Annotated in this window: 26 protein-coding genes; 19 read left to right on the top strand and 7 right to left on the bottom strand. The window is 67.4% G+C overall.

Translation table 11 applies throughout. From position 1 onward, the window contains the following. Positions 1-24: 24 nt before the first annotated feature. From TRAD_RS13910 to fabF, 8 genes are all read left to right on the top strand, one after another. Positions 25-900, top strand: coding sequence for a phosphatidate cytidylyltransferase (locus TRAD_RS13910; protein WP_013179249.1), 876 nt, complete (start codon positions 25-27; stop codon positions 898-900). Between the two features lie 41 nt (positions 901-941). Next, positions 942-1,511 (top strand): YceD family protein, encoded by a 570-nt coding sequence (locus tag TRAD_RS13915; RefSeq protein WP_013179250.1) that lies wholly within the window; start codon positions 942-944, stop codon positions 1,509-1,511. Between the two features lie 42 nt (positions 1,512-1,553). After that, positions 1,554-1,742 carry a 50S ribosomal protein L32 gene (gene rpmF / locus TRAD_RS13920; RefSeq protein ID WP_013179251.1) on the top strand — a complete coding sequence of 63 codons (189 nt, stop codon included), beginning with the start codon at positions 1,554-1,556 and terminating at the stop codon, positions 1,740-1,742. Positions 1,743-1,901: 159 nt separating this feature from the next. Continuing rightward, entirely contained in the window at positions 1,902-2,885 is a 984-nt protein-coding gene (locus TRAD_RS13925; RefSeq protein ID WP_041948135.1) for a beta-ketoacyl-ACP synthase III, read from the top strand. Next, positions 2,882-3,805, top strand: coding sequence for an ACP S-malonyltransferase (gene fabD / locus TRAD_RS13930; protein WP_013179253.1), 924 nt, complete (start codon positions 2,882-2,884; stop codon positions 3,803-3,805). The genes TRAD_RS13925 and fabD overlap by 4 nt, the downstream gene beginning before the upstream one ends. After that, on the top strand, positions 3,802-4,551 hold the full coding sequence (gene fabG, locus TRAD_RS13935; RefSeq protein WP_013179254.1) for a 3-oxoacyl-[acyl-carrier-protein] reductase: 750 nt from the start codon (positions 3,802-3,804) through the stop codon (positions 4,549-4,551). The genes fabD and fabG overlap by 4 nt, the downstream gene beginning before the upstream one ends. Before the next feature lie 82 nt (positions 4,552-4,633). Continuing rightward, positions 4,634-4,873, top strand: coding sequence for an acyl carrier protein (gene acpP / locus TRAD_RS13940; RefSeq protein WP_013179255.1), 240 nt, complete (start codon positions 4,634-4,636; stop codon positions 4,871-4,873). Positions 4,874-4,979: 106 nt separating this feature from the next. After that, complete coding sequence (gene fabF, locus TRAD_RS13945) at positions 4,980-6,212, top strand: beta-ketoacyl-ACP synthase II (protein ID WP_013179256.1); 1,233 nt, start codon at positions 4,980-4,982, stop codon at positions 6,210-6,212. Positions 6,213-6,506: 294 nt separating this feature from the next. On the opposite strand, the gene TRAD_RS16835 is transcribed toward fabF, so the two are convergent. From TRAD_RS16835 to cysK, 3 genes are read right to left on the bottom strand one after another with little or no spacing between them, the layout of a single operon-like run. After that, on the bottom strand, positions 6,507-6,827 hold the full coding sequence (locus TRAD_RS16835; protein WP_083770864.1) for a GNAT family N-acetyltransferase: 321 nt from the start codon (positions 6,825-6,827) through the stop codon (positions 6,507-6,509). 4 nt (positions 6,828-6,831) lie between these two features. Beyond that, positions 6,832-7,065: a GNAT family N-acetyltransferase gene (locus tag TRAD_RS15475; RefSeq protein WP_049773140.1), complete on the bottom strand. Its 234-nt coding sequence runs from the start codon at positions 7,063-7,065 to the stop codon at positions 6,832-6,834. A 40-nt stretch (positions 7,066-7,105) separates the two neighbouring features. Continuing rightward, complete coding sequence (gene cysK / locus TRAD_RS13955; RefSeq protein WP_013179257.1) at positions 7,106-8,056, bottom strand: cysteine synthase A; 951 nt, start codon at positions 8,054-8,056, stop codon at positions 7,106-7,108. 171 nt (positions 8,057-8,227) lie between these two features. Between cysK and TRAD_RS13960 the strand changes: the two genes are divergently transcribed. The 3 genes from TRAD_RS13960 (at position 8,228) to TRAD_RS13970 (ending at position 11,085) form a co-directional block, all read left to right on the top strand. After that, complete coding sequence (locus TRAD_RS13960; protein WP_013179258.1) at positions 8,228-8,533, top strand: hypothetical protein; 306 nt, start codon at positions 8,228-8,230, stop codon at positions 8,531-8,533. 161 nt (positions 8,534-8,694) lie between these two features. Continuing rightward, positions 8,695-9,543 (top strand): DegV family protein, encoded by an 849-nt coding sequence (locus TRAD_RS13965; protein WP_013179259.1) that lies wholly within the window; start codon positions 8,695-8,697, stop codon positions 9,541-9,543. 60 nt (positions 9,544-9,603) lie between these two features. Next, positions 9,604-11,085 carry a YifB family Mg chelatase-like AAA ATPase gene (locus tag TRAD_RS13970; protein ID WP_013179260.1) on the top strand — a complete coding sequence of 494 codons (1,482 nt, stop codon included), beginning with the start codon at positions 9,604-9,606 and terminating at the stop codon, positions 11,083-11,085. Here the strand turns inward: TRAD_RS13970 and TRAD_RS13975 are convergent. After that, entirely contained in the window at positions 11,082-11,375 is a 294-nt protein-coding gene (locus TRAD_RS13975; protein ID WP_148221262.1) for a hypothetical protein, read from the bottom strand. The genes TRAD_RS13970 and TRAD_RS13975 overlap by 4 nt on opposite strands. A 162-nt stretch (positions 11,376-11,537) precedes the next feature. Between TRAD_RS13975 and coxB the strand changes: the two genes are divergently transcribed. The 8 genes from coxB (at position 11,538) to TRAD_RS14015 (ending at position 18,942) form a co-directional block, all read left to right on the top strand. Continuing rightward, positions 11,538-12,602, top strand: a complete 1,065-nt coding sequence (coxB, locus tag TRAD_RS13980) for a cytochrome c oxidase subunit II (protein ID WP_013179262.1) — start codon at positions 11,538-11,540, stop codon at positions 12,600-12,602. Positions 12,603-12,645: 43 nt separating this feature from the next. After that, the gene (ctaD, locus tag TRAD_RS13985; protein ID WP_013179263.1) at positions 12,646-14,613 is read left to right on the top strand and encodes a cytochrome c oxidase subunit I; all 1,968 of its coding nucleotides are present in this window, start codon (positions 12,646-12,648) and stop codon (positions 14,611-14,613) included. After that, entirely contained in the window at positions 14,610-15,221 is a 612-nt protein-coding gene (locus TRAD_RS13990) for a cytochrome c oxidase subunit 3 (protein ID WP_013179264.1), read from the top strand. Before ctaD ends, TRAD_RS13990 begins: the two co-directional genes overlap by 4 nt. Positions 15,222-15,228: 7 nt before the next feature. Then, on the top strand, positions 15,229-16,623 hold the full coding sequence (locus TRAD_RS15810; protein WP_013179265.1) for a c-type cytochrome: 1,395 nt from the start codon (positions 15,229-15,231) through the stop codon (positions 16,621-16,623). Position 16,624: 1 nt separating this feature from the next. Continuing rightward, positions 16,625-17,425, top strand: coding sequence for a cytochrome c oxidase assembly protein (locus TRAD_RS14000; protein ID WP_013179266.1), 801 nt, complete (start codon positions 16,625-16,627; stop codon positions 17,423-17,425). A gap of 63 nt (positions 17,426-17,488) precedes the next feature. Continuing rightward, positions 17,489-17,896, top strand: coding sequence for a hypothetical protein (locus tag TRAD_RS14005; protein ID WP_185095181.1), 408 nt, complete (start codon positions 17,489-17,491; stop codon positions 17,894-17,896). An 87-nt stretch (positions 17,897-17,983) separates the two neighbouring features. Next, on the top strand, positions 17,984-18,607 hold the full coding sequence (locus tag TRAD_RS14010; RefSeq protein ID WP_013179268.1) for an HAD family hydrolase: 624 nt from the start codon (positions 17,984-17,986) through the stop codon (positions 18,605-18,607). Next, positions 18,604-18,942, top strand: a complete 339-nt coding sequence (locus tag TRAD_RS14015) for a DUF3208 domain-containing protein (RefSeq protein ID WP_013179269.1) — start codon at positions 18,604-18,606, stop codon at positions 18,940-18,942. The genes TRAD_RS14010 and TRAD_RS14015 overlap by 4 nt, the downstream gene beginning before the upstream one ends. On the opposite strand, the gene TRAD_RS14020 is transcribed toward TRAD_RS14015, so the two are convergent. The 3 genes from TRAD_RS14020 to pdxS all read right to left on the bottom strand — a co-directional run bounded on the left by TRAD_RS14020 (position 18,939) and on the right by pdxS (position 20,763). After that, complete coding sequence (locus TRAD_RS14020) at positions 18,939-19,160, bottom strand: hypothetical protein (RefSeq protein WP_013179270.1); 222 nt, start codon at positions 19,158-19,160, stop codon at positions 18,939-18,941. The genes TRAD_RS14015 and TRAD_RS14020 overlap by 4 nt on opposite strands. Before the next feature lie 2 nt (positions 19,161-19,162). Then, positions 19,163-19,654, bottom strand: a complete 492-nt coding sequence (locus TRAD_RS15480) for a DUF11 domain-containing protein (RefSeq protein ID WP_013179271.1) — start codon at positions 19,652-19,654, stop codon at positions 19,163-19,165. A 170-nt stretch (positions 19,655-19,824) separates the two neighbouring features. Further along, a complete protein-coding gene (gene pdxS / locus TRAD_RS14030) occupies positions 19,825-20,763 on the bottom strand; it encodes a pyridoxal 5'-phosphate synthase lyase subunit PdxS (RefSeq protein WP_013179272.1) in 939 nt (312 codons plus the stop codon). Positions 20,764-20,833: the final 70 nt, after the last annotated feature.

Below are 20,833 nucleotides of genomic sequence, written 5' to 3' on the forward strand. Positions count from 1 at the left end.
CCCCTCGCCCGCAAGGAGCGGCTGGTGACCCGCCTCCGCGTACGCCCCCCCTACACCCGCATCATCTCGGCGCTCATCGCTCTCGGGGCGGCGCTACTTATCGTGTGGCTGGGGATACCGCTGCTCGCCCCCGCTTACTTGCTCCTGTCGCTCGTCGCGCTGCAAGAGTACGCCGTGCTGATGAACCTGCGCGGCGTCCCCATCCGCCGCCGCAGCCTCTGGGTCGCCACGCTGCTCACGCTCCCCGCCTCGCTGCCGGTCACCTACACCGGCCTGTTCGACATGCAGCCGCTCTTTGCCGGGGTGAGCTGGCGCGAGGCGCTGCTCGGTCTTTTCGCGCTCTACCTGATCGGTCTAGAGGTCATTCATCCCAACGACCGCTCGGTCGAGAGCGTGATCTACACGCTTTTTGGCTACCTCTATATCCCCTGGCTGTTGGGCTACGCCATCACGCTGCGTTACACCCCCGACGGTGTGCTCGGGCTCTGGTACCTGATGATCCCGATTCTCGCGATTATCGCCTCGGATGCCGGTGCCTACATCTTCGGCAAGCTCTTCGGCAGGCGTAAGCTCGCACCGCAGGTGAGCCCCAACAAGACCCTCGAGGGGGCCTTTGGCGGTCTCGCCTCGGCGATCGTCATCGTCTCGCTCGTCACTTTTGTCCTCGAGCTCGTGCTCGGGTTGCGCGTCGACATCTACGACACGCTGCTCTTTAGCGTGCTCGTCGCGAGCGCTGCGCAGCTCGGCGACCTCTTCGAGTCGCTGATCAAACGCTGGGCCGGCGTCAAAGACGCGGGGTTTTTCCTCCCCGGCCACGGGGGGGCGCTCGACCGCATCGACAGCATGCTCTTCGCGGTACCGGTGACCTACTACTTCGTCGTCCTGGTGGTGCTCCGCTAGCTACCTTGACAGCCCTTGGCGCCCCCAGATACTCTTAAGGGATGGCTCGGCAGGACGCGACACTCAACTTAGCCCGGCTTTTAAAGCACGACCCCGACCTTGACGACGAGGTCGAGGGCACCGGGCTTTTGCTGCCGAGCGCCGAGGTGCAAGCGGCTGATGGCATCCGGCTCGAGGCGCCCCTGCGCTGGCACCTCACGGTGCGCGCCACGGGGGGCGTCGATGATCTTATCCTGACGGGCAACGTCGCCGGCGAGGTGATCCAGGAGTGTCGGCGTTGCCTCAGCGACGTCCGCACCGCGCTGCACGCCGACCTGCTCTACCCGATGGTGTATCGGCCGGGGCGTAAACAGGAGGGTGGCGGCGTGCTCTCCCTGCTCGAGGGAGACGAAGACGACACGCTCGTCTTTACCCACCCCGAGGTCGACTTCGCGCCGCTCCTCGCGCAGGTGCTCGCCATCGAACTGCCGCTGACGGTTCTCTGCAAAGAGGACTGCAAGGGGTTGTCGGTCGATGGGGTCAACCTCAACGAGCATCCCGAGCACGCGGCCGAGGCGCCGCAAGACGACCTTCCCTCCCCCTTTTCGGTGCTCAAAGACTTTGAGCTTTAATCCCACCGCGCCGCCCGTTCGGCCCTGAAGGAGACTTTAGCCATGGCGAAACACCCCGTCCCCAAAAAACGCACCTCGAAAGCGCGCCGCGACTCGAGGCGTGCCCACGACGCGCTGAGCGCCCCCAACCTGACCCCGTGCGCGCAGTGCAAAGAGCTCAAACCCGCCCACGTGGTCTGCCCGCACTGCGGCACCTACGCCGGTCGCCAGGTTCTCAACCTGGAGGCCTGACGCGCGCCGACCCGCCGCGCACCCCCCGCACGCGCCGATAAGGCGCGCGCGATGTGCATACAATGGCTGCATGAAGCAGCCTTTTTTCGTGACCCGCGCTAGCGGGCGGGGCGCTATGCAGGTGGACGTGCAGACGACGGACGTGACGCGGTGAGCGCGCTGCGAGCGGGCATCTCGGCGCTCGGCGCCTACGCGCCCGAAAAACACCTGACGAACTTCGACCTCGAAAAGATGATGGACACCTCGGACGCGTGGATCACCACGCGCACGGGGATCCGCACCCGCCACGTGGCCGCCGACGGCGAATTCACCTCGCACCTCGCGGTGCGCAGCGTCGAGGCGCTCGTCGCGCGCCACGGCGAGGGGGCGCTCGAGGGCGTCGACATGGTCATCGTCGCGACCAACACCCCCGACGCCCTCTTCCCCGCCACGGCGGCGCTCGTGCAGCACCACTTCGGGCTGCGCGCGGGGGCCTTTGACCTCCTCGCGGCCTGCCCGGGTTGGCTCTACGCGCTCTCGGTGGCGCGCGCTTACGTCGAGTCGGGGATGATGCGCAAGGTGCTCGCGATCGGCGCGGAAGCGCTCACCAAGATCGTCGATTGGAGCGACCGCGCGACCGCCGTGCTCTTCGGCGACGGGGCGGGGGCGGCGATCGTCGAGGCCACCCCCGCCCCCTACGGCTTCCGCTCGTTTGTCCTCGGCACCGACGGCGCCGGGGGGCACCTGTTGCACCGGCGGGCGGTCGCGCGCTGTCTCCCCGACGGCACGCCGATGACCGATTACCTTTACATGAACGGCCGTGAAGTCTTTAAGTTCGCCGTCCGGGTGATGGACACCGCCACGGTCGAAGCGCTCGGCAAGGCGGGTTTGAACGCAAACGACGTCGCGCTCTTTGTCCCCCACCAGGCCAACTTGCGCATCATCGAAGCGGCGCGCGAGCGCCTGCAGCTCCCCCCCGAGCGGGTGATGGTCACGGTCGACGCGTATGGCAACAATTCAACCGCTAGCATCCCGCTTGCGCTCCAGAGCGCCCTCGACACCGGACGCCTGCGCGCCGGCGACCACACCCTCTTGGTCTCGTTCGGCGCGGGGCTCACGTGGGCGGCGACGGTGCTGACGTGGGGTGGAGGAGGTGACGGGTGATCGCTGCGCTGTTTCCCGGACAGAACTCGCAGGTCGTCGGTATGGGGCACGACCTCTACAAAGGCGGTGGCGCCGCTAGGCGCGCCCTCGACGAAGCCGAACGGGCTCTGCCGGGGCTTTTAAAGCTCATGTGGGAGGGCCCGGAGGAGGCGCTCAAAAAAACCGCTCACCAGCAGCCCGCACTCGTGGCGGTCGGCGCGGCGGCCTTTGCCGCCTACCTCGAGGAGGGTGGCGAGGCGCCCGCCTACGCCGCGGGGCACTCGCTCGGCGAGTTTACCGCCCACGTCGCGGCGGGTTCGTTGGCCCTCGGCGACGCCGTCAGGCTCGTACATAAGCGCGGCCAGTACATGCAAGACGCCGTACCCGAGGGGGTCGGCGCGATGGCCGCGATTTTAAAGACCGGGCGCGATCACGTCGAACGCGTCTGTCAGGCGGTCGCCGCCGAGGGCGGCGTGGTCGAGGTCGCCAACCTCAACGCCCCCGAACAGACGGTCATCTCCGGCGAGGCGGGGGCGGTCGAGGCGGCGGCAGCGCGCCTCAAAGCGGAGGGGGCGCGGGTGGTCAGGCTCAACGTCTCCGCCCCCTTCCACTGCCGCCTCATGCGCCCCGCCGCCGAGCGCCTCGCGCGCGATCTGCGCGCCGTCGCCTTCGCCCCGCCGCGCTTTCCCGTGCTCTGCAACGTCACCGCCGACGTGCTACCGGACATCCGGGAAGCGCCCAGGCTGCTCGAGGCGCAGGTCACGGCGCCCGTGCGCTGGACCGAGACGCTCGAGCGGCTACAGGCTTTAGGCGTGACGCGCACCCTCGAGTTCGGCTCCGGCGCCGTCTTGAGCGGCCTCGTCAAACGCACGCTCACGGGCGTCAGCGCGCACGCGGTGACCGACCGGGAAAGTTTGGCCGCTGTGAAAGGACCTGTATGACCGAAACTGGAGCGAGAGTCGCCCTCGTCACGGGCTCGAGCCGCGGGCTCGGCCGCGCGATCGCCCTCGAGCTGGGCCGCTTGGGCTTCACCGTCGCGGTGCACTACGCCACCTCGGAGGGGCCCGCCGCCGAGGTCGCCGAACAGCTTCGCGCCCAAGGGGGCCGCGCCGAGGTGTTTTGCGCCGACGTTTCCCAAGAGGCCGCCTGCACGGCGCTCGTCAAAGCGGTCAGCGACCGCTTGGGGCGCCTCGACGTGCTGGTGAACAACGCCGGCATCACCAGAGACGGGCTCGCCCTGCGCCTTAAGGCCGACGATTGGGCGCAGGTCTTGGAGACGAACCTCTCGAGCGCCTTCTACCTCTCCAAGGCCGCGCTGCGGGGGATGCTCAGCCGCAAGTGGGGGCGCATCATCAACGTCTCGTCGGTCGTCGCCCTTAACGGCAACCCCGGCCAGGCCAACTACATCGCCGCCAAAGCGGGGCTCTTGGGGCTGACCAAAGCGCTCGCCCAGGAGTACGGCGCTAGGGGCGTCACGGTCAACGCGGTCGCCCCCGGCTTTATCGTCTCGGACATGACCGCCGGGCTCCCCGAGGAGCTTAAACGCAGCTACTTAGCGCGCATCCCCGCCGGCCGCTTCGGCGAGCCGCACGAGGTCGCCGCGGCGGTGGCCTTTTTCGCCAGCGAGGGCGCCGCCTATGTCAACGGCCAAACGCTCGCGATCGACGGCGGGATGGTGATGCGCTAGGGCACCCCTTGCCTCTACGCCGCAAAAGACCCGTGTTAGAATCCGAAAGCTTGAACTTAAGCGTACCCAATGGAGGCTTGCTATGGACCGCAGTGAAATCCTCGCCAAGATCAAAGAAGTCGCCGCCGACAAACTCGACGCCGATCCGAGCGACGTCACCGAAGAGGCGTCGTTCGTCGATGACCTGGGGGCCGACTCGCTCGACGTCGTCGAGCTGATCATGGGGCTCGAGGACGAGTTCGGCATCGAGATCAGCGACGAAGAGGCTGAAAAGATCCGCACCGTCGGCGACGCCGTCACCTTTATCGCGGCGCAAAAGTAGCGCGCTTACAACCCCGATGTCGACGCCGCGCGGCAACGCGCGGCGGTAAGGACTTCAGCACATGAGGCATTTGGCACCCTTAAGCACCTTTGGCGAGGCGTAAGGCATGCACCGCGTCGTCGTCACCGGCCTAGGCCCCGTCACCCCCATCGGCGTCGGCGCCGAGGCCTTTTTAAACGCGCAACACAGAGCCAAAAACGGCATCCGCCACATCACCCGCTTCGACGCCACCGAGCTCGGCGTCACCATCGCCGGCGAGGTCGACGTCGACATGGGCGCTTTTATCGAGCGCAAGGAGGCGAAGCGGCTCGACCGCTTTGTGCAGCTCGCCCTCGTCGGCGCGGCGCTCGCTCTAGAGGACGCCGGCCTTAAGCCCGAAGAGGTCGCGGGGGAACGGACGGGCACCTGCATCGGCAGCGGTATCGGTGGGCTCGGCATCTGGGAGGAGCAGTCGCGGGTGCGCTTTGCGCGCGACCCCATGCGTATGAGCCCCTTTTTTATCCCCATGCTGATCGCCAACATGGCCTCTGGGCACGTCGCCATGCGCTACGGTCTCACCGGCCCCTCGTCAACGGTCGTCACCGCCTGCGCGACGGGCTCCGGCGCCGTCGGCGACGCCTACCGCATGGTAGAGCGCGGCGAGGCGGACGTGATGATCACCGGCGGCACCGAAGCCTGCGTGACGCCCATGGGGATCGCCGGTTTTGCCGTGATGAAAGCGCTCTCGACGCGCAACGACTCCCCCGAGACCGCTTCGCGCCCCTTTACCGCTTCGCGCGACGGGTTTGTCGCGGGCGAGGGGGCGGGCATCTTGGTGCTCGAGTCGTACGAGCACGCTAAGCGCCGCGGCGCCCGCATCTACGCCGAAGTGGTCGGCTACGCGACCAGCGCCGACGCGCACCACATCACCGCTTCAGCGCCCGGCGGGGCGGGGGCGGTGCGCTGCATCACCTGGGCGCTCAAGTCAGCCGGCATCGGCCCCGAAGCGATCGGCTACATCAACGCCCACGGCACCAGCACGCCGATCAACGACCTTAACGAGACGCTTGCCTACAAGACCATCTTCGGCGGCCGCGAGCGCGTCCCGCCGGTCTCCTCGACGAAGTCGATGACCGGCCACATGCTGGGCGCGGCGGGCGCCGTCGAAGCGATCGCCAGCGTGCAGGCGCTCTACAGCGGGGTGCTGCCGCCGACGCGCAACTACCTAGACCCCGACCCCGAACTCGACCTCGACTACATCCCCAACGAAGCGCGCGAGGCCAGGGTGGACTACGCGCTCTCGACGAACTTCGCTTTTGGGGGGCAGAACGCGGCGCTCATCTTTAAACGCGTCGAGTAAATGTCGGCGGCGTGCTGTGACGTGGGTACCACGCCGCCGCTGCTTTCTCTTGGGTGTAGAACCGAGCGTTGGCTTGACAACACCCGTCCCGCCCGACGCGTTCACACCGATTGCCACACGTGACCTTGCGCCCTCTCCCTCTCCTGCTACACCCCCGCCGGTCTCACGCCGCCGGGAGAGCAGGAAGACCCTTTAGAGAGTTCGCGAACGTGCGCGTTCGAGGGGGATTTAGAAGCTTGAGGGATCACTAGCCCAACCGTGCAGCGTTGGCCGCCCCGCGTGGCGGTAGCCGCTCTACGTAGCGGCGCTGCGAGCCGCCGCGGTGAGGTCAGAGTGGAGCCGGTCGGTGACGTAGAGATGGTCGGGGTGCGTATAACCCGCAAGCCTCACCTCCCGTTCAAACCGCATCCCCAACTTACGAGCGACCCGGAGGGAGGCGCCGTTGGCCGGATCGATCCTCGCCACGACGCGCCTCAACCCAAGGTTGCGAAAACCGTGCTCGAGCACGGCGCGCGCAGCTTCGGTGGCGTAGCCCTGGCCCCAGGCGTGCCGGGCCCAGCGGTAGCCGAGTTCAGTCTCAGCGCGCCCCCCACATCTGTCAGGAAGAGGCCGCAGTAGCCTAGCCTATGATCTCGCCCGAACGCTTTTCGACGAGGCTGTAGGGGCCGTGACCCCAGGTCGGGTAGTGGTGCTCGAGGCAGAGCCCCAACCAACCGCGCACCCAAGCGGCCGATCGCGCTCCCTTTTCGCTAAAGCGCATCACCTCTGGGTCGCCGAACACCTTTTCGAGGGCGTGAGCGTCGTCTATCACGACGTAGCGCAGGGTCAGTCGGGAGGTTTCAGCGATGACCATAGGCGTCAACGGCTAGCTGCTCCGTGTCGGCAGCGCACGCCTACTCTTCAGCGAAGAGCTCCGTACTCACGTAGCGCGCCCCCGTGTCCGCCGCCATGCAGACCACCACCTTGCCCGGCCCCAACGCGCGCGCCTTTTCGAGCGCCGCCCACACCGTCGCGCCGCTCGACATGCCGACGAACAACCCCTCTTCGCGGGCAAGCCGCCGCACGAGCGGGAAAGCGTCCTCCTCCCAGACCATGATGGCGCCGTCTAGCAGGTCGACGTCCAGGTTACCGGGGATAAACCCCGGTCCCATCCCCTGAAACTTGTGCTGGCCGCGCTCGTGGCCGTTAATCACCGCGCTGCGCGCCGGTTCGACGGCGTACACCTCGACCTTGGGGTTTTGCTCCTTGAAAAAGCGCCCCACCCCGCTGATGCTGCCACCCGTCCCCGACGCCCACACAAACGCGTCGACGCGGCCCTGCAGCTGCGCCCAGAACTCGGGGCCGGTGACGCGGTAGTGGTAGCGCGGGTTGGCGGGGTTGTCAAACTGGTTGGGCATCCACGCCCCGGTCGCCTCGGCGATCTCGCGGGCTCTCGGGATCGCCCCCTGCATCCGCTCCTCACCGGGGGTCAAGACGAGCTCGGCGCCGTAGGCTCTCAGGGTGCGCTTGCGCTCTTCGCTCATGGTGTCGGGCAAGACGATGGTGCAGCGGTAGCCGCGCAGCGCGGCGATAAAGGCGAGGCCGATGCCCGTGTTGCCGCTCGTGGGTTCGACGATCCGCTGGCCGCTGCCCGGGGTGAGGATGCCCCGCTCCTCGGCGTCTAGGATCATGCCGAGCGCGGTGCGGTCTTTGATGGAGCCAGCCGGGTTGTGGCCCTCGAGCTTGATCCACACCTCGGCCATGTCGGGCGTTACGACGCGGCTGAGCTTGACCACGGGGGTGTTCCCCACATAGGCGTCGAGCCGCTTGGGTGGTAAGGCGGTCATGGGATAGGCGTCAGCCATACGAGCCAGTCTAGCGGGGGGTTGGCGGCGGCGTTGTCGCACGGTTGTCGCACGGCTGCCGTACACACCGCGTGTCGGGCTGTGCACGGGGGGCTATGGCGGCGACCTGGAGGCGAGAGCGCCCAACCGATTCCCTACCCAGGGTTCGCCGTCAAACGGGTAAGATGACGTGTGGACGACGCACACCCCCTCTGGCGCTACTTCAAAGACCTCAGCAGCGCCGTCAACGCCGCGAATCGGGGCGAGGGCGCGCAGCCCTACGTGAGCGGGTCCTTCATGGTTTCGGCGATCGCCGACGACGTCGAGCTGACCGTCTCCGACATCAGCGAAGAGGACGCCGTGCTGATCGCGGCCGAGCTGCGCAGCATGGGCGTCAGGGCTATCGTGCAGGGTTCGCGCATCTGCTCGAAGTGCGGCCAGCGGGTGCCGGAGCAGGCCTTTTGCATCGCCTGTCGCGCCAAGCTCACCCCGAGTTAAACGCCTCTAGCACCCCCCACGTTGGTGACAACGGCGTTTTGGGGTATTGTGGCCTACATCGCTCTTTAGCGGACGCCTCGAGATAGCGCGTCCCAGCTCGCGGCATCCCTGTCGGTCCCGCTGAGAGCGACGTGCTCACCCAACCCGGCTAAGGAGGCCCCATGCTCGCCATTATTACCGACTCGACGTGCGACCTACCCGCCGAGGAGCTCGAGCAGCTCGGCGTGCGGCGCGTGCCGCTCTACGTCAACTTCAAAGGGGGGGTGTACCGCGACTGGCTCGAGATCACCCCCAAAGACATCATCGAGGGGGTGCAAGCGGGCGCGCCGATCCCGAGCACCAGCCAACCGAGCCCGCAGGACTTTACCGACGCCTACGACGCCGCCAAAGCCGAAGGGGCCGACGAGATCCTCTGCATCACCATCTCGAGCGGGCTTTCGGGCACCTACGCCTCGGCGACCCTCGCCGCCGAACGCCCCGACATCAAGGTGCACGTCTTCGACTCGCGAGCGGCGAGCTTGGGCATCGCCATGATGGTTAAGCGCGCGGTCGCCCTGCGCGACGCGGGCGCGGGGATCGACGCGATCTTGGCCGAGCTCGAGCGCCTGCGCGCGCAGGCGCTTTTGCGCTTTACCGTCGGCACGCTCGACTTCCTCAAGAAAAACGGCCGCATCGGGGGGGCGCGGGCGCTCCTCGGCAGCCTCCTCAACGTCAAACCCATCTTGTCGGTCACCGACGGCAAGGTCTCGCCGGTCGGGCGCGCGCGGGGGAGCAAAAAGGCCACCAAGATGATGCTCGACGACCTCGAGGCGCTCCAAAAGCAGGGGACGCCGGTCGTCTACTTTCTGCATATCCAAGACCCCGGGGCGGCCCAAGCGCTCCGCGAGGAGCTGCGGGCGCGCAACGTCCCCTTCGAGGACGGCGGCACCTACGAGATCGGCGCGGTGATCGCCACCCACGTCGGCCCCGGCACCTACGGCTTCTACGCCTACCCGGCGCCGCCAGCGTAAGCGCGGCCCCCGCGAGGTTTTTCATCTCGGCGCGGCAAGCGCGCTCCTTAAGATGCGGGGGTGTTTGCTCAGCTCACCTCTGCTACCACCCTAGGCGTCAACGCCTTCGCCGTTCAGGTCGAGGTCGACGTCTCGGGGGGGCTCCCCGGCATGCTCATCGTGGGGCTGCCCGATGCCGCCGTGCAGGAGTCGCGCGAACGGGTGCGCGCGGCGGTGCGCAACGCCGGGCTCCCCTTCCCCGCGTCGCGCATCGTGGTCAACCTGGCCCCCGCCGACGTCCGCAAAGAGGGGCCAATGTTCGACCTGCCGATCGCGCTCGCGGTGCTGCTCGCCCAGGGCGTCATCCCGCAGAGCGCCCTCGACAGGACGCTCGTCGCGGGTGAGCTCGCCCTCGACGGCTCGCTGCGGCCCGTGCGCGGCGCCATCAACCTGGCGCTCTACGCCGCCCAAGCGGGGGTCACGCGCCTGCTTCTGCCCCCCGCGAGCGCCCCCGAAGCGGCCGCCGTCGGGGAGATTGCGGTCTACGCGCCCGCCACGCTCGCCCAAACGGTCGCCTTTCTCACCGGTGAGCTGCCGCTAGCACCCGTCGCCCCCGAGGCTTCCGAACCCGCCCCGCCCCCCCTCGATCTTTTCGACATCAAGGGCCAGAGCGCCGCCAAACGCGCCCTCGAGGTCGCCGCCGCGGGCGCTCACAACCTGCTCCTTACGGGGCCGCCGGGGAGCGGCAAGACGATGCTCGCGCGGCGGCTCCCCGGGCTCCTGCCGCCGCTCACGCGCGAGGGTGCTATTGAGGTGACCCGCATCCACTCGGCGGCGGGGCTGCACTGCGGCGGGCTCGTCCACGCCCCCCCCTTTCGCAGCCCGCACCACACCGTCTCGGACGCCGGCCTCATCGGCGGGGGGAGCGTCCCGCGCCCCGGCGAGGTCTCCTTGGCGCACCGCGGCGTCCTCTTTATGGACGAGTTCCCCGAATTTTCGCGGCGGGCTCTAGAGGTTCTGCGCCAACCCCTCGAGGACGGCGTCGTCACCATTAGCCGCGCCCGCGCCGCGCTCACCTTCCCCGCGCGGTTTATGCTCGTCGCCGCCCAGAACCCCTGCCCCTGCGGCTTTTACGGCGACCCGCAGCGGAGCTGCTCGTGCGCCCCCGGAGCGCGCCAACGCTACCGCGAACGCCTCAGCGGGCCGCTTCTAGACCGCATCGACCTGCGCCTCAGCGTCCCGCGGCTCGCCCCCGAAGAGCTGCTGCGCGCCCCGCCGGGCGAACCGAGCGCGCGGGTGCGGGAGCGGGTGGTGGCGGCGCGCACGCGCGCGCTCGAACGCCAAGGGGTGCCCAACGCCGAACTCGGCGGCGCGGCGCTCCGCCGGCACGCCGCTTTAGGCGCGAGCGCGGTGGCGTTCGCGCAGACGCTCGCCAAGCAGCTCGGCCTCTCCGGACGCGGCTTCGACCGGCTTTTGCGCGTCGCGCGCACCGTCGCCGACCTCGCCGGCGCTAGCCAGCTCGAGGAGGCGCACCTCGCCGAGGCGGCTGCGTACCGCGCCTAGCGCGGCCCCCTACCGCTCACCCCGGGTTCACCAGCGCCCTCTGCACCCCCCTCTGGCTCCTCCTGCATAGAGGGCGCGGCGTCCCGCTCGGGCGGCAGCGCCTTGGGCTCCCTGGACTGCCGGTACTCGTGCACCAGGTAGGAGATGATGTAACCGATGCCGGCTCCCATGGCCGCGATGCCGACGAACAGCACCGTGTAGAGCAGCACCTGATAGAGCGGCAGAGGGATGTCGAAGCGCGGACCGAAGCTCACCCCGCGCCCCCTTTCCAACGTGCGTCCATACCTCACCTTACACGCCTCGGATCCCCGCGCCCCTAGCACCACCCCGCGTGTGATAGATTAGGCGGGTAGGACGACCTCACAACCCATAGATGGCTACGGCGAACGCTAGCTCCCCCCGATCAACCTGTACGGTCCAGCGAGCGGGGCGCTAGCCGCGAAGGAGGAAGGGTGGAACGATTGAGGCGGCCCCAAAGGGGCCTGTGGGGAGCCGTTCTCCTGGCAGGGCTCCTCAGCGGTTGCGCCATCGACGGTCCGCAGTCCATTTTCAACCACGCCGGACCGATCGCGCGCGCGCAAGGGGAGCTCTTTATCTATATCTTCTGGTTTGCCGTCGGCGTCTTTGCCGTCGTCACCGCCGCCCTCGTCTACACCGTGGTGCGTTACCGCAGGCGCGGCGACGACACGGTGCCCGAGCAGGTTCACGGTGTCGCGTGGCTCGAGGCGCTCTGGACCGCCGCCCCCGCGGTGATCCTGGTGCTCATCGGGGTGCCGACCGTGTCACTCATCTTCGCCACGGAGCGCCGCATCGAACCCACCGAGGCGGACCTGCACGTCAACGTCACCGGCTACCAGTGGTGGTGGCAGTTCGAGTACCCCGAGCTGGGCATCACCACCGCCAACGAGCTCCACATCCCGACCCATCGCCGCATCGTCTTACACCTCCATTCGGGGGACGTGTTGCACTCGTTTTGGGTGCCGCGCCTAGCGGGCAAACGCGACCTCATCCCCAACCAAGACAACCAGCTCTGGTTTATCGCCGAGGAACCGGGAACGTACTACGGCCAGTGCGCCGAGCTCTGCTTGGGCGCGCACGCCTACATGCGCTTTCGGGTGATCGCCAGCGACGAGGCCAGCTTTCGGGCGTGGGCCGCGGACTTTCAGGGGGCGGCGCAGACGGTCGCCCAGACGCTCGGCGCCGAGGCCGCAGCCGGCCGCGAGCTCTTTAAAACCAAAGGCTGCGCGACCTGCCACGCGGTCGCGGGCTACGCCGAGGGCCAGAAGGGCCCCGACCTCACCCACTTCGGTCAGCGCACGACGCTCGCCGCCGGTTGGGTCGAGAACACCCCCGAAAACCTCGCTGCGTGGCTTAGGGATCCCCAGGCGATCAAACCGGGCAACTACATGCCCACGCTCTGGGCGCCCGACGACCCCAACCGCGACGCCGAGATCGCCGCTCTGGTCGCCTACTTGCACAGCCTAGGACGCAAAGGCGAGCAGCAGGCGCAGCGGTAACCTCCGCAGGAGACACTCGCAGGAGACACCCGTAGGAGACACCATGGCGATTGGCAGACACCCCCTCCCGCAAACCCCCAGTCAGCGCGCCCTCCTCAAACGCCCAACGGCCGAGACGGGTTTGTGGAGCTGGCTCACCACCGTCGACCACAAACGCCTCGGCATCCTCTACTTTCTGACCACCTTTACCTTTTTTATCCTGGGTAGCGTCGAAGCCTTTATCATCCGCTTGCAGCTCGCCGCCCCCACGCAGCAGCTCGTCTCCCCCGACCTTTACAACCAGCTCTTTACCGTCCACGGCGTGACGATGATCTTTCTCGCCGTCATGCCCCTCGGCACGGCTTTCGCCAACTACTTCGTGCCGCTACAGATCGGCGCGCGCGACCTCGCCTTCCCGCGCCTCAACGCCTTCGGGTACTGGGCGTATGTGGCGGGCGGGCTGATCCTCTACTCGAGCTTTTTTCTGGGGGGCGCCCCTGACGCGGGCTGGTTCGCCTACGCCCCCATGACCCTGCGTGAGCATAGCCCCACCGCCGGCATCGACTTCTACGTCGTCGGCCTTCTCATCAGCGGGATCGGCACGCTCGTGACCGCCATGAACCTGATCGTCACGATCATCAACATGCGCGCTCCGGGGATGAGCATGATGCGCATGCCGCTCTTTCCCTGGATGATGCTGGTGACCTCGTTCCTGGTCATCTTCGCCTTTCCGCCCCTGACGATCGCGCTCATCCAGCTGCTCATGGACCGCACCTTCGGAACGCTCTTTTTCAACCCCGCAGCGGGCGGGCTGCCGATCTTGTGGCAGCACCTCTTCTGGATCTTCGGTCACCCGGAGGTCTACATCGTCATCTTGCCCGCGTTTGGCATTATCAGCGAGGTCATCCCGACGTTTTCGCGCAAACCGCTCTTCGGCTACCCGCTGGTGGTTCTGGCGGGGATCTTCATCGGCTTTATGGGCTTTGCGGTCTGGAGCCACCACATGTTCACCACCGGCCTAGGCCCGATGGCGAACGCCGCCTTTGCCATTACAAGCTTTATCATCGCCATCCCGACCGGGGTCAAGATCTTTAACTGGATCGCCACCATGTGGGCGGGGCGCATCTGGTTCACCACCGCCATGCTCTTCGCCGTCGCCTTTATCTTTACCTTTACGCTGGGGGGCATTACGGGGATCATGGTCGCGGTCCCGCCCTTTGACGCTCAGGCCCAGGACTCGTACTTCGTGGTGGCGCACTTTCACTACGTGATGGGGGGCGGGGCGCTCCTGTCGTTTTTTGCGGGCATCTACTACTGGTTTCCCAAGATGACGGGGCGGCTCCTCAGCGAGCGGCTCGGCCGCTGGGTGTTCGCGCTCGTCGTGGGCGGCTTTCATCTGGTCTTTTTCCCGCAGCACTTTCTCGGCCTCAACGGGATGCCGCGCCGCATCCAGACCTACGAAGCGGGCATCGGTTGGGACCTCTACAACTTCATCTCGACCATCGGGGTCTTTGTCCTCGGGGCGGGCGTGCTCATCTTTATCTACAGCCTGCTGCGCGACCTGCGCCACGGCGAACTCGCCGGCGACGACCCGTGGGACGGGCGGACGCTCGAGTGGAGCATCCCCTCCCCCCCACCGCACTACGACTTCGCCGACCTGCCCGTCGTCAAAGACCGCGACCCCGTTTGGCTCGCCAAGCATCCCGAGCTCGTCGAGCGCCGCGACCCCTTGTCCGAAGGGGCCGACGACGACGCCGACACGCCCAACACCCCCGACGAGGCCGACCTCAGCGTCCACCTCCCGGGGCAGTCGTGGTACCCCTTTCTGGCCTCCGTGGGGCTTTTCGTGGGCGGCTTTGCGCTCATCTACCACAACTGGCTCCTCGGCACCCTGGCGCTCGGCTTTATCACCCTCTGCATCTACGCGTGGGCCTTCGAGGGGGTCGGCGGCACCTACATCACGATCGACCCCGAGCGCCGTAAAACCGGCCTCGCAGCGATCGCAGCCAAACAGACGAAAGGGGCGTCATGAGCACCCTGTCGCACACCCCGGCGGCGGCGGAACACGCCGAACACCGCAGCACCAGCCTGTCAGACCGCAAGCTCCTGATGTGGATCTTTCTCGCCTCGGACTGCATGTTTTTCGCCGCGCTGATCGGCACCTACTTGGTCTACAAGGGGCGCAGCTTGGTCGGCCCCTACCCGACCGAGATCCTCGACATCCCGCTGACCACCATCAGCACCTTTGTGCTCCTCATGTCGAGCTTTCTCATGGTGCTCGCGCTGCACGCCATCCGCCTAGGCGACATCCCCAAGTTCCGCCTCTGGACGCTCGGGGTCTGCCTCTTCGGCTCCATCTTTTTGGGGTTTCAGGTCTACGAGTTTAGCCACTTCGTCCACGAAGGGCTCACCCTGCAGCGCAACCTCTTCGGTACCACCTTCTTTACCCTGACCGGCACCCACGGCATTCACGTGTCGGTCGGGGTGCTCTGGCTGCTCTCGCTGCTTATCACCTCGTACGTGCGCCCGATGAGCGCCAAAGACGCCCTGGGGGTCGAGATCGCGGGGCTCTACTGGCACTTCGTCGACATCGTCTGGATCGTCATCTTCACCGCCGTCTACTTGGTCGAGTTTATCTAGGAGGCCCATGCACAAGCCCGAGCACGAAACCTCGCCGCACAAACCGGAGGGCCACCCCGAGGCGCACGGTAGCAGCGTCGGTTTCTACATCTTCGTCGCGGTGGTGCTCGCGATTATCACCTACATCGAGTTCGCGCTGGTCGAGCACCAAGAGACCTGGTTCGCCTGGATGTCGCGCCCCTGGCTCTTTTTCTGGTTGGTCGTGCTCTCAGCCATCAAGTTCTTGATGGTGGTAATGTTTTTTATGCACCTCAAACAGGACCACCGCGCGTTCACCGGCTTTTTCTCCTCAGGTATGGTCATCGCCGTCGGGACCCTGGCGGCGCTCGCGGCGCTCTTTAGCGTGCGCAGCATCGCCGAAGCGCAGGCGCCGGCCGAACCCGAAGGCGCCCCCACGGAGGCGCACGGGGCGCCTCACAGCGACCCCCAAGGCGACCCCCACGGTGATCCTCACGCCATCGGGGCCGACTTCGGGCTCGAGGACAACCGCGACCCCCTCGAGCGCTTCGCCCACCCCGCACCCAAAACGCAGGACGTCACCCGCACCGAGCTCCGCCCGACCCTCCCGGGCAGCGCAGACGGCAGCGGCGCCGGGCTCGGCGCCGACGTTTTGGCGATGACTGGCGGGGCGCTCCCGAGCGCCTCTACCGAGGACCCGCTGGTCAACCCGACGGGCCTCATCGTCGGCGAGTCCCCCTTCCCGCTCGCCGAAGCGGCCCCCGAGATCACCCTGCCGAACTTTTTCGCGGCCGACGGTACCCCGCAGCCGCTCGCAGGCACCCCAGCCGAGGGCGAGGCCACCGAAGAGGCCGCGGCGCCCCCCGCGGAGACCGACGCCGCGCAGGCTGAGGCCGAACAAACTGGCACCGAACAACCCGAGGCGGCGCAAACCGACACGGCACCAACCGACGCCACGCAACCCGACACCGCAGACACCGCGGCGGCGCCAGCCGAAACCGCCCCCGCCGAGGCGGGCGCGCCTTTGCTGCGCGAGGTCGACGTCAGCACCGGCGAGGGCGTCTACACCGCCAACTGCGCCTCGTGCCACCAGGCCAACGGTCAGGGGCTCCCGGGGGCCTTCCCGCCGCTCGCCGGCCACGTCCCCGACCTCGCGCTCGCCGAGGGCGGCCGCGACTACCTCGTGCAGCTCCTCCTCTACGGCCTCCAAGGGGAAGTCGGGGTCGAGGGCCAAGCCTATAACGGCGTGATGCCCGCTTGGCCGCAGCTCTCCGACGAGCAGATCGCGGGCGTGCTCAACTACACGTTGAGCGCGTGGGACAACCTCGAGCGCATGCCCGAGGACTACCCCGCGTTTACCCCCGACGACGTCGCCGCCCAGCGCGACGCTGGCCTCTCCCCCGCCGACGTCTACGAACGGCGGCAGGCCTTAGAGCTGCCCTGAGATGACCGGGCGCTGGCTCTTAGACCCCGTGCTGATCGGCGGCCTCGTCACGCTGGCGCTCGTCTACGCCCTCCTCACCGGCCCCTTGCGCCACCGCCTTGCGCCCGGCACCCCCTATCCGCGGCGCAAGGCGCGCTTCTTTTACGCCGCCATCCTCGCGCTCTACCTCACCGAGGGCTCGCCGCTGCACGACTTCGCCGAGGTCTACTCCTTTAGCGCGCACATGCTCCAGCACATGCTCTTAAGCTACCTCGCGCCGAGCCTGATGCTGCGCGGGCTCCCCGACTGGGTCCTGCGCCCTTTGCTCCTGCACCCCCGCGTCAAACCCGTCGCCAAGGTGCTCACCCACCCGGTGGTGGCGTTTTCGGTGTTTAGCCTCTTTTTTTCACTCTGGCACATCCCCGTCATCTACGAGGGGGCGCTCCGGAACCCCGCGCTGCACCACCTCGAGCACGTCCTCTTCTTCATCGCCGCCCTGATGCTCTGGTGGCCGCTCCTCAGCCCGCTGCCCGAGCTGCCGCGCCTCTCGTACGCGGGCGCTTTGGTCTACCTCTTCGTGCTCCCCATCGCCCAGCTGCCCGTATTTGCGGCGGTGACCTTTGCCGATCACGCGATCTACCCCACCTACGCCAGCGTCCCCCATCACCCCTTCGGCGACGCCCACGCCGACCAGGTCTTCGGCGGGGCGCTCATGAAAGTGGGCGGGCTTTTCACCTTTGGGCTCCCCTTTATCCTGACGTTTTTCGCGTGGTACCGGCAGGACAACCCGTCGCACTACCGCAGGCGCGCCTCGACGCCTTGAGGCGCGCTCGACACCCCGCGGCAGGAGGTCAGGACCATGCGCAGAGGGCTTCTGCTCGGAGCCGTGAGTATCGGCACCCTTCTGGCAGCCTGCACGAACGCCGCTGAGAGGGGCGACAGCGTCCACTTTTTGCGCTGGCGCACCCCTACCGAGGGTGTCGAGCTCGCCCTGACCGAAGGTACGCTCGTTTTGGAGGCCTCGTGTCTGCGCCTCCAACCTCGCTCTGGCGGCACCGACTACGCCCTCATCTGGCCCCTCGAGTTCGGCTTTAAAGCCGAAGGGAACACCGTGACCATCCTCGGCGTAGGAGGTCAGCGCGTGGCCAAGGTCGGCGATGTGCTCGAGGTAGGAGGTGGCGATTACGGCGAGCTGACGGCCGAGGAGTTCGAGCGCTTCGTCATCGGCAGCCCTCGGTGCGGCGGACCTTACTGGCGGGTGGGCGGCGTCGAGGTGACGGCCTCCAAACCTTAGCGCCAACCGGAGCGTCGCGTACCCGCTTGACTGCCTTACGGGTCGCGCCACCCTCGGCGCCGCTTGGAGGATGCGGTATCGTAACGCATGCCCGTGACCGCCATCGCCTTCGACTGGGGAGGCATCTTTACCGAAAACACCTTCGACTCGAGCGCCGTGCGCAACCTCGCCCGCCTCGCCGGGGTCAGCGAGGCGCAGCTCGGCGAGACCTACTTCCCGCTGATGGAGCTTTTCGAGGCGGGCGCCTTTGACTTCCCCGAGTTTTACCGCCGCTTCGTGGAGCGTTCTGGGCTCGAGCTAGACCCCACCCGGTTTCGCGAGACCTTTTTGGGTTCGGTCGTGGAGCGCCGCGAGATGTTTGGGGTCCTCGCCGCCATCCCCGCGCACTACACCGTCGGCATGCTCTCGAATAACGTTCCCGTGCTCTGCGACCGCGTGCGGAGCGACCCGCGGATGGCGAGGATCGAGCACTTCATCTTTTCAAACGAGATCAACGTGCGCAAACCCGCGCCCGAAGCGTTCGCCGCTCTTGCCAAAGCGCTCGGCCGCCCCCCCGAGGAGACGGTCTTTATCGACGACAACGAGGCCAACATCCGCGCGTGCGAGGCGCTCGGCTTTCGGGGGCTCTGGCTCGAGTCCTACGAGGGTTTTGCGGCGCGGTGGCAGCGCCTGTTGCCCGAGCTGCCCCTCCCGGCGCCGCACGGGGTATGAGCGACACCGACGAAAAGCGCACCTTTAAGCTGCTCCAGGGCTACATCTGGTTTCCACGCGACGCGCAGGTCGAACTCGGCGACTTTCTGCCCGAGCGCCTAGAGCCCGACATCTACCTCCTCTGGGACGAGGTGCCGCCGCCGTTTGCGTTTTTCGACGACGGCACGCTCGCGGCGACGCAGCGCGTGTTTCAGTTTACGGCGCTGGCGAAGGGGCGGACCGAACGCGAGGCGCAGGGGTTGGTGCCGTGGCTCGCCGAGACGCTGCAAAGGCGGCTCGAGGCCACCCCGCCGGGGGTCGGCTGGCAGGTGATGGAGGACCTGCGGAGCCTCTAGACCGCGTCAGACGCCGTGTCGAAAGCGAGGCGCGCACCGAAGTAGAGCGCCACCCCCAGGGCGAGGAGCCCCAGACCGCGCGCGCTCCCCAACACGAAGAGCTCAAAGGCGCCCACGGCCGTGCAGGCGAGGAAAAAGGCCAGCAAAAGCCAGCCGAGAAACCCGATAAAGGCCCCCAACGCGCGGTCGATCAGCTGCGGGGGCCGGCGCCGCGGCACGCCTACTCGATCACCACGCGGTAGACGAAGCGCACCTCTTGTTGGGGCTCGAGCGGCACCAGCAGCGTCCAGCGCACCGCCGCGTAGTCGGCGGGGTCGACCACCGTCTCACCGGCGAGCACCGGCGGCTCGCTAAAGGTCTGGCCGTCGGCCGAAAACTCGGTGCGCACCTGCTGCGAGCTCGGCGTCGCGGAGCCGTCGACGTAGCTCGCCCCTTCGGGGATCGGCCCGGTCACGCTCACCGTTCCGGCGGGGAGGGTCGTCGGGTCCTGGTTGGTAGCGGTCACGCGGTACTCGACCACTTGGCCGGGGCGGGCCGTCTCGGACTCGGTGAGGCGCTCCTCGGTGGTGCCGTCTTCCGCCGTCACTTGCGAGACGATAAACGCCTGGATCGCGATGCGAATGGGGTTGTCGGTTTGCCCTTCTTGGGCCGACGCGGTACCGAACAGAAGCGCGAACACCATGAGCGCGCCAAGTGCACCTAGTTTCAACATCCGTGCCTCCAAACAAACTGTACTCGCCCGCGAGGGACGTCGCGTGAGCGGGACGTGAAGGGAGTTTACCAAACGCTTCACCGGTACCCGCCTCCGGGCGCGAGGCCAGAGCACGAAAAACCGGGCCGCTAGGGCCCGGTCGCGTCTTTGCAGCTCGAGCTAGCGCGCGGCTACCAGCCCCGCCCCGCCATCAGCTCGCTTTCGGCCAGGGTGTCTAGGTTGATGCCGACCATCGGCTCGCCCAGGTTGCGCGAGACCCGCGCCAAGATGTCGGGGTCGTTAAAGTGCGTTACCGCCTCGACGATGGCGCGGGCGCGGTTGAAGTGGGCACGGTTGCGCTCCTCGGGGTTGGTGATGGTCGCGCCCGCTTTGAAAATGCCCGAGCCGACGAAGACGCCGTCCATCCCGAGCTGCATCATCAGCGCGGCGTCAGCCGGGGTCGCGATCCCCCCTGCGGCAAAGTTCACCACGGGGAGTTTGCCGTGCTCGTGGACGTACAGCACGAGCTCGTAGGGCGCCCGCAGGTCACGCGCGGTGCTCATCAACTCGTCGCGGGGCAGGCTCTGGATCCGGCGGATCTCCCCCATGATGGTGCGCGCGTGCCGCACGGCCTCGACCACGTTGCCGGTGCCCGCCTCACCCTTCGTGCGGATCATGCTGGCGCCTTCGCCGATGCGGCGGAGCGCCTCGCCCAAGTCTTTGGCGCCGCAGACAAACGGCACCGTAAAGGCGTGCTTGTCGACGTGGAAGTTTTCGTCGGCGGGGGTCAAGACTTCGGACTCGTCGATAAAGTCGACCCCCAGCGCCTGCAGGATCTGCGCCTCGACGAAGTGGCCGATGCGCACCTTCGCCATCACGGGGATCGAGACCGCTTCGATGATCTCCTCGATCATGCTGGGGTCCGACATGCGGGCGACGCCGCCCTGCGCGCGGATGTCGGCGGGGACGCGCTCTAAGGCCATCACGGCGGTCGCGCCCGCGTCCTCGGCGATCCGCGCCTGTTCGGCGTTGACGACGTCCATGATGACGCCGCCCTTAAACATCTCGGCAAATCCGGTTTTGACCCGCAGCGTGCCGACGGTTTGGGTGGGGTTGGGTGTTTCAGCCATGAGTGCCTCCGCGAACGTCTCTAGCTCTAATTGTGCCGCACGGCGCCGCAAGGTGCGGGTGTGCACGTGA

Source organism: Truepera radiovictrix DSM 17093 (assembly GCF_000092425.1).
GTDB lineage: Bacteria > Deinococcota > Deinococci > Deinococcales > Trueperaceae > Truepera > Truepera radiovictrix.

Coding starts and splice junctions, on each gene's coding strand:
- ctaD (WP_013179263.1), top strand. CDS start 12,646: ATGGCGATTGGCAGACACCCCCTCCCGCAAACCCCCAGTCAGCGCGCC.
- fabF (WP_013179256.1), top strand. CDS start 4,980: ATGCACCGCGTCGTCGTCACCGGCCTAGGCCCCGTCACCCCCATCGGC.
- TRAD_RS15480 (WP_013179271.1), bottom strand. CDS start 19,654: ATGTTGAAACTAGGTGCACTTGGCGCGCTCATGGTGTTCGCGCTTCTG.
- cysK (WP_013179257.1), bottom strand. CDS start 8,056: ATGGCTGACGCCTATCCCATGACCGCCTTACCACCCAAGCGGCTCGAC.
- TRAD_RS15475 (WP_049773140.1), bottom strand. CDS start 7,065: ATGGTCATCGCTGAAACCTCCCGACTGACCCTGCGCTACGTCGTGATA.
- TRAD_RS14000 (WP_013179266.1), top strand. CDS start 16,625: ATGACCGGGCGCTGGCTCTTAGACCCCGTGCTGATCGGCGGCCTCGTC.
- TRAD_RS15810 (WP_013179265.1), top strand. CDS start 15,229: ATGCACAAGCCCGAGCACGAAACCTCGCCGCACAAACCGGAGGGCCAC.
- TRAD_RS13965 (WP_013179259.1), top strand. CDS start 8,695: ATGCTCGCCATTATTACCGACTCGACGTGCGACCTACCCGCCGAGGAG.
- TRAD_RS13915 (WP_013179250.1), top strand. CDS start 942: ATGGCTCGGCAGGACGCGACACTCAACTTAGCCCGGCTTTTAAAGCAC.
- acpP (WP_013179255.1), top strand. CDS start 4,634: ATGGACCGCAGTGAAATCCTCGCCAAGATCAAAGAAGTCGCCGCCGAC.
- fabG (WP_013179254.1), top strand. CDS start 3,802: ATGACCGAAACTGGAGCGAGAGTCGCCCTCGTCACGGGCTCGAGCCGC.
- rpmF (WP_013179251.1), top strand. CDS start 1,554: ATGGCGAAACACCCCGTCCCCAAAAAACGCACCTCGAAAGCGCGCCGC.
- pdxS (WP_013179272.1), bottom strand. CDS start 20,763: ATGGCTGAAACACCCAACCCCACCCAAACCGTCGGCACGCTGCGGGTC.
- TRAD_RS14015 (WP_013179269.1), top strand. CDS start 18,604: ATGAGCGACACCGACGAAAAGCGCACCTTTAAGCTGCTCCAGGGCTAC.
- TRAD_RS14010 (WP_013179268.1), top strand. CDS start 17,984: ATGCCCGTGACCGCCATCGCCTTCGACTGGGGAGGCATCTTTACCGAA.
- TRAD_RS13990 (WP_013179264.1), top strand. CDS start 14,610: ATGAGCACCCTGTCGCACACCCCGGCGGCGGCGGAACACGCCGAACAC.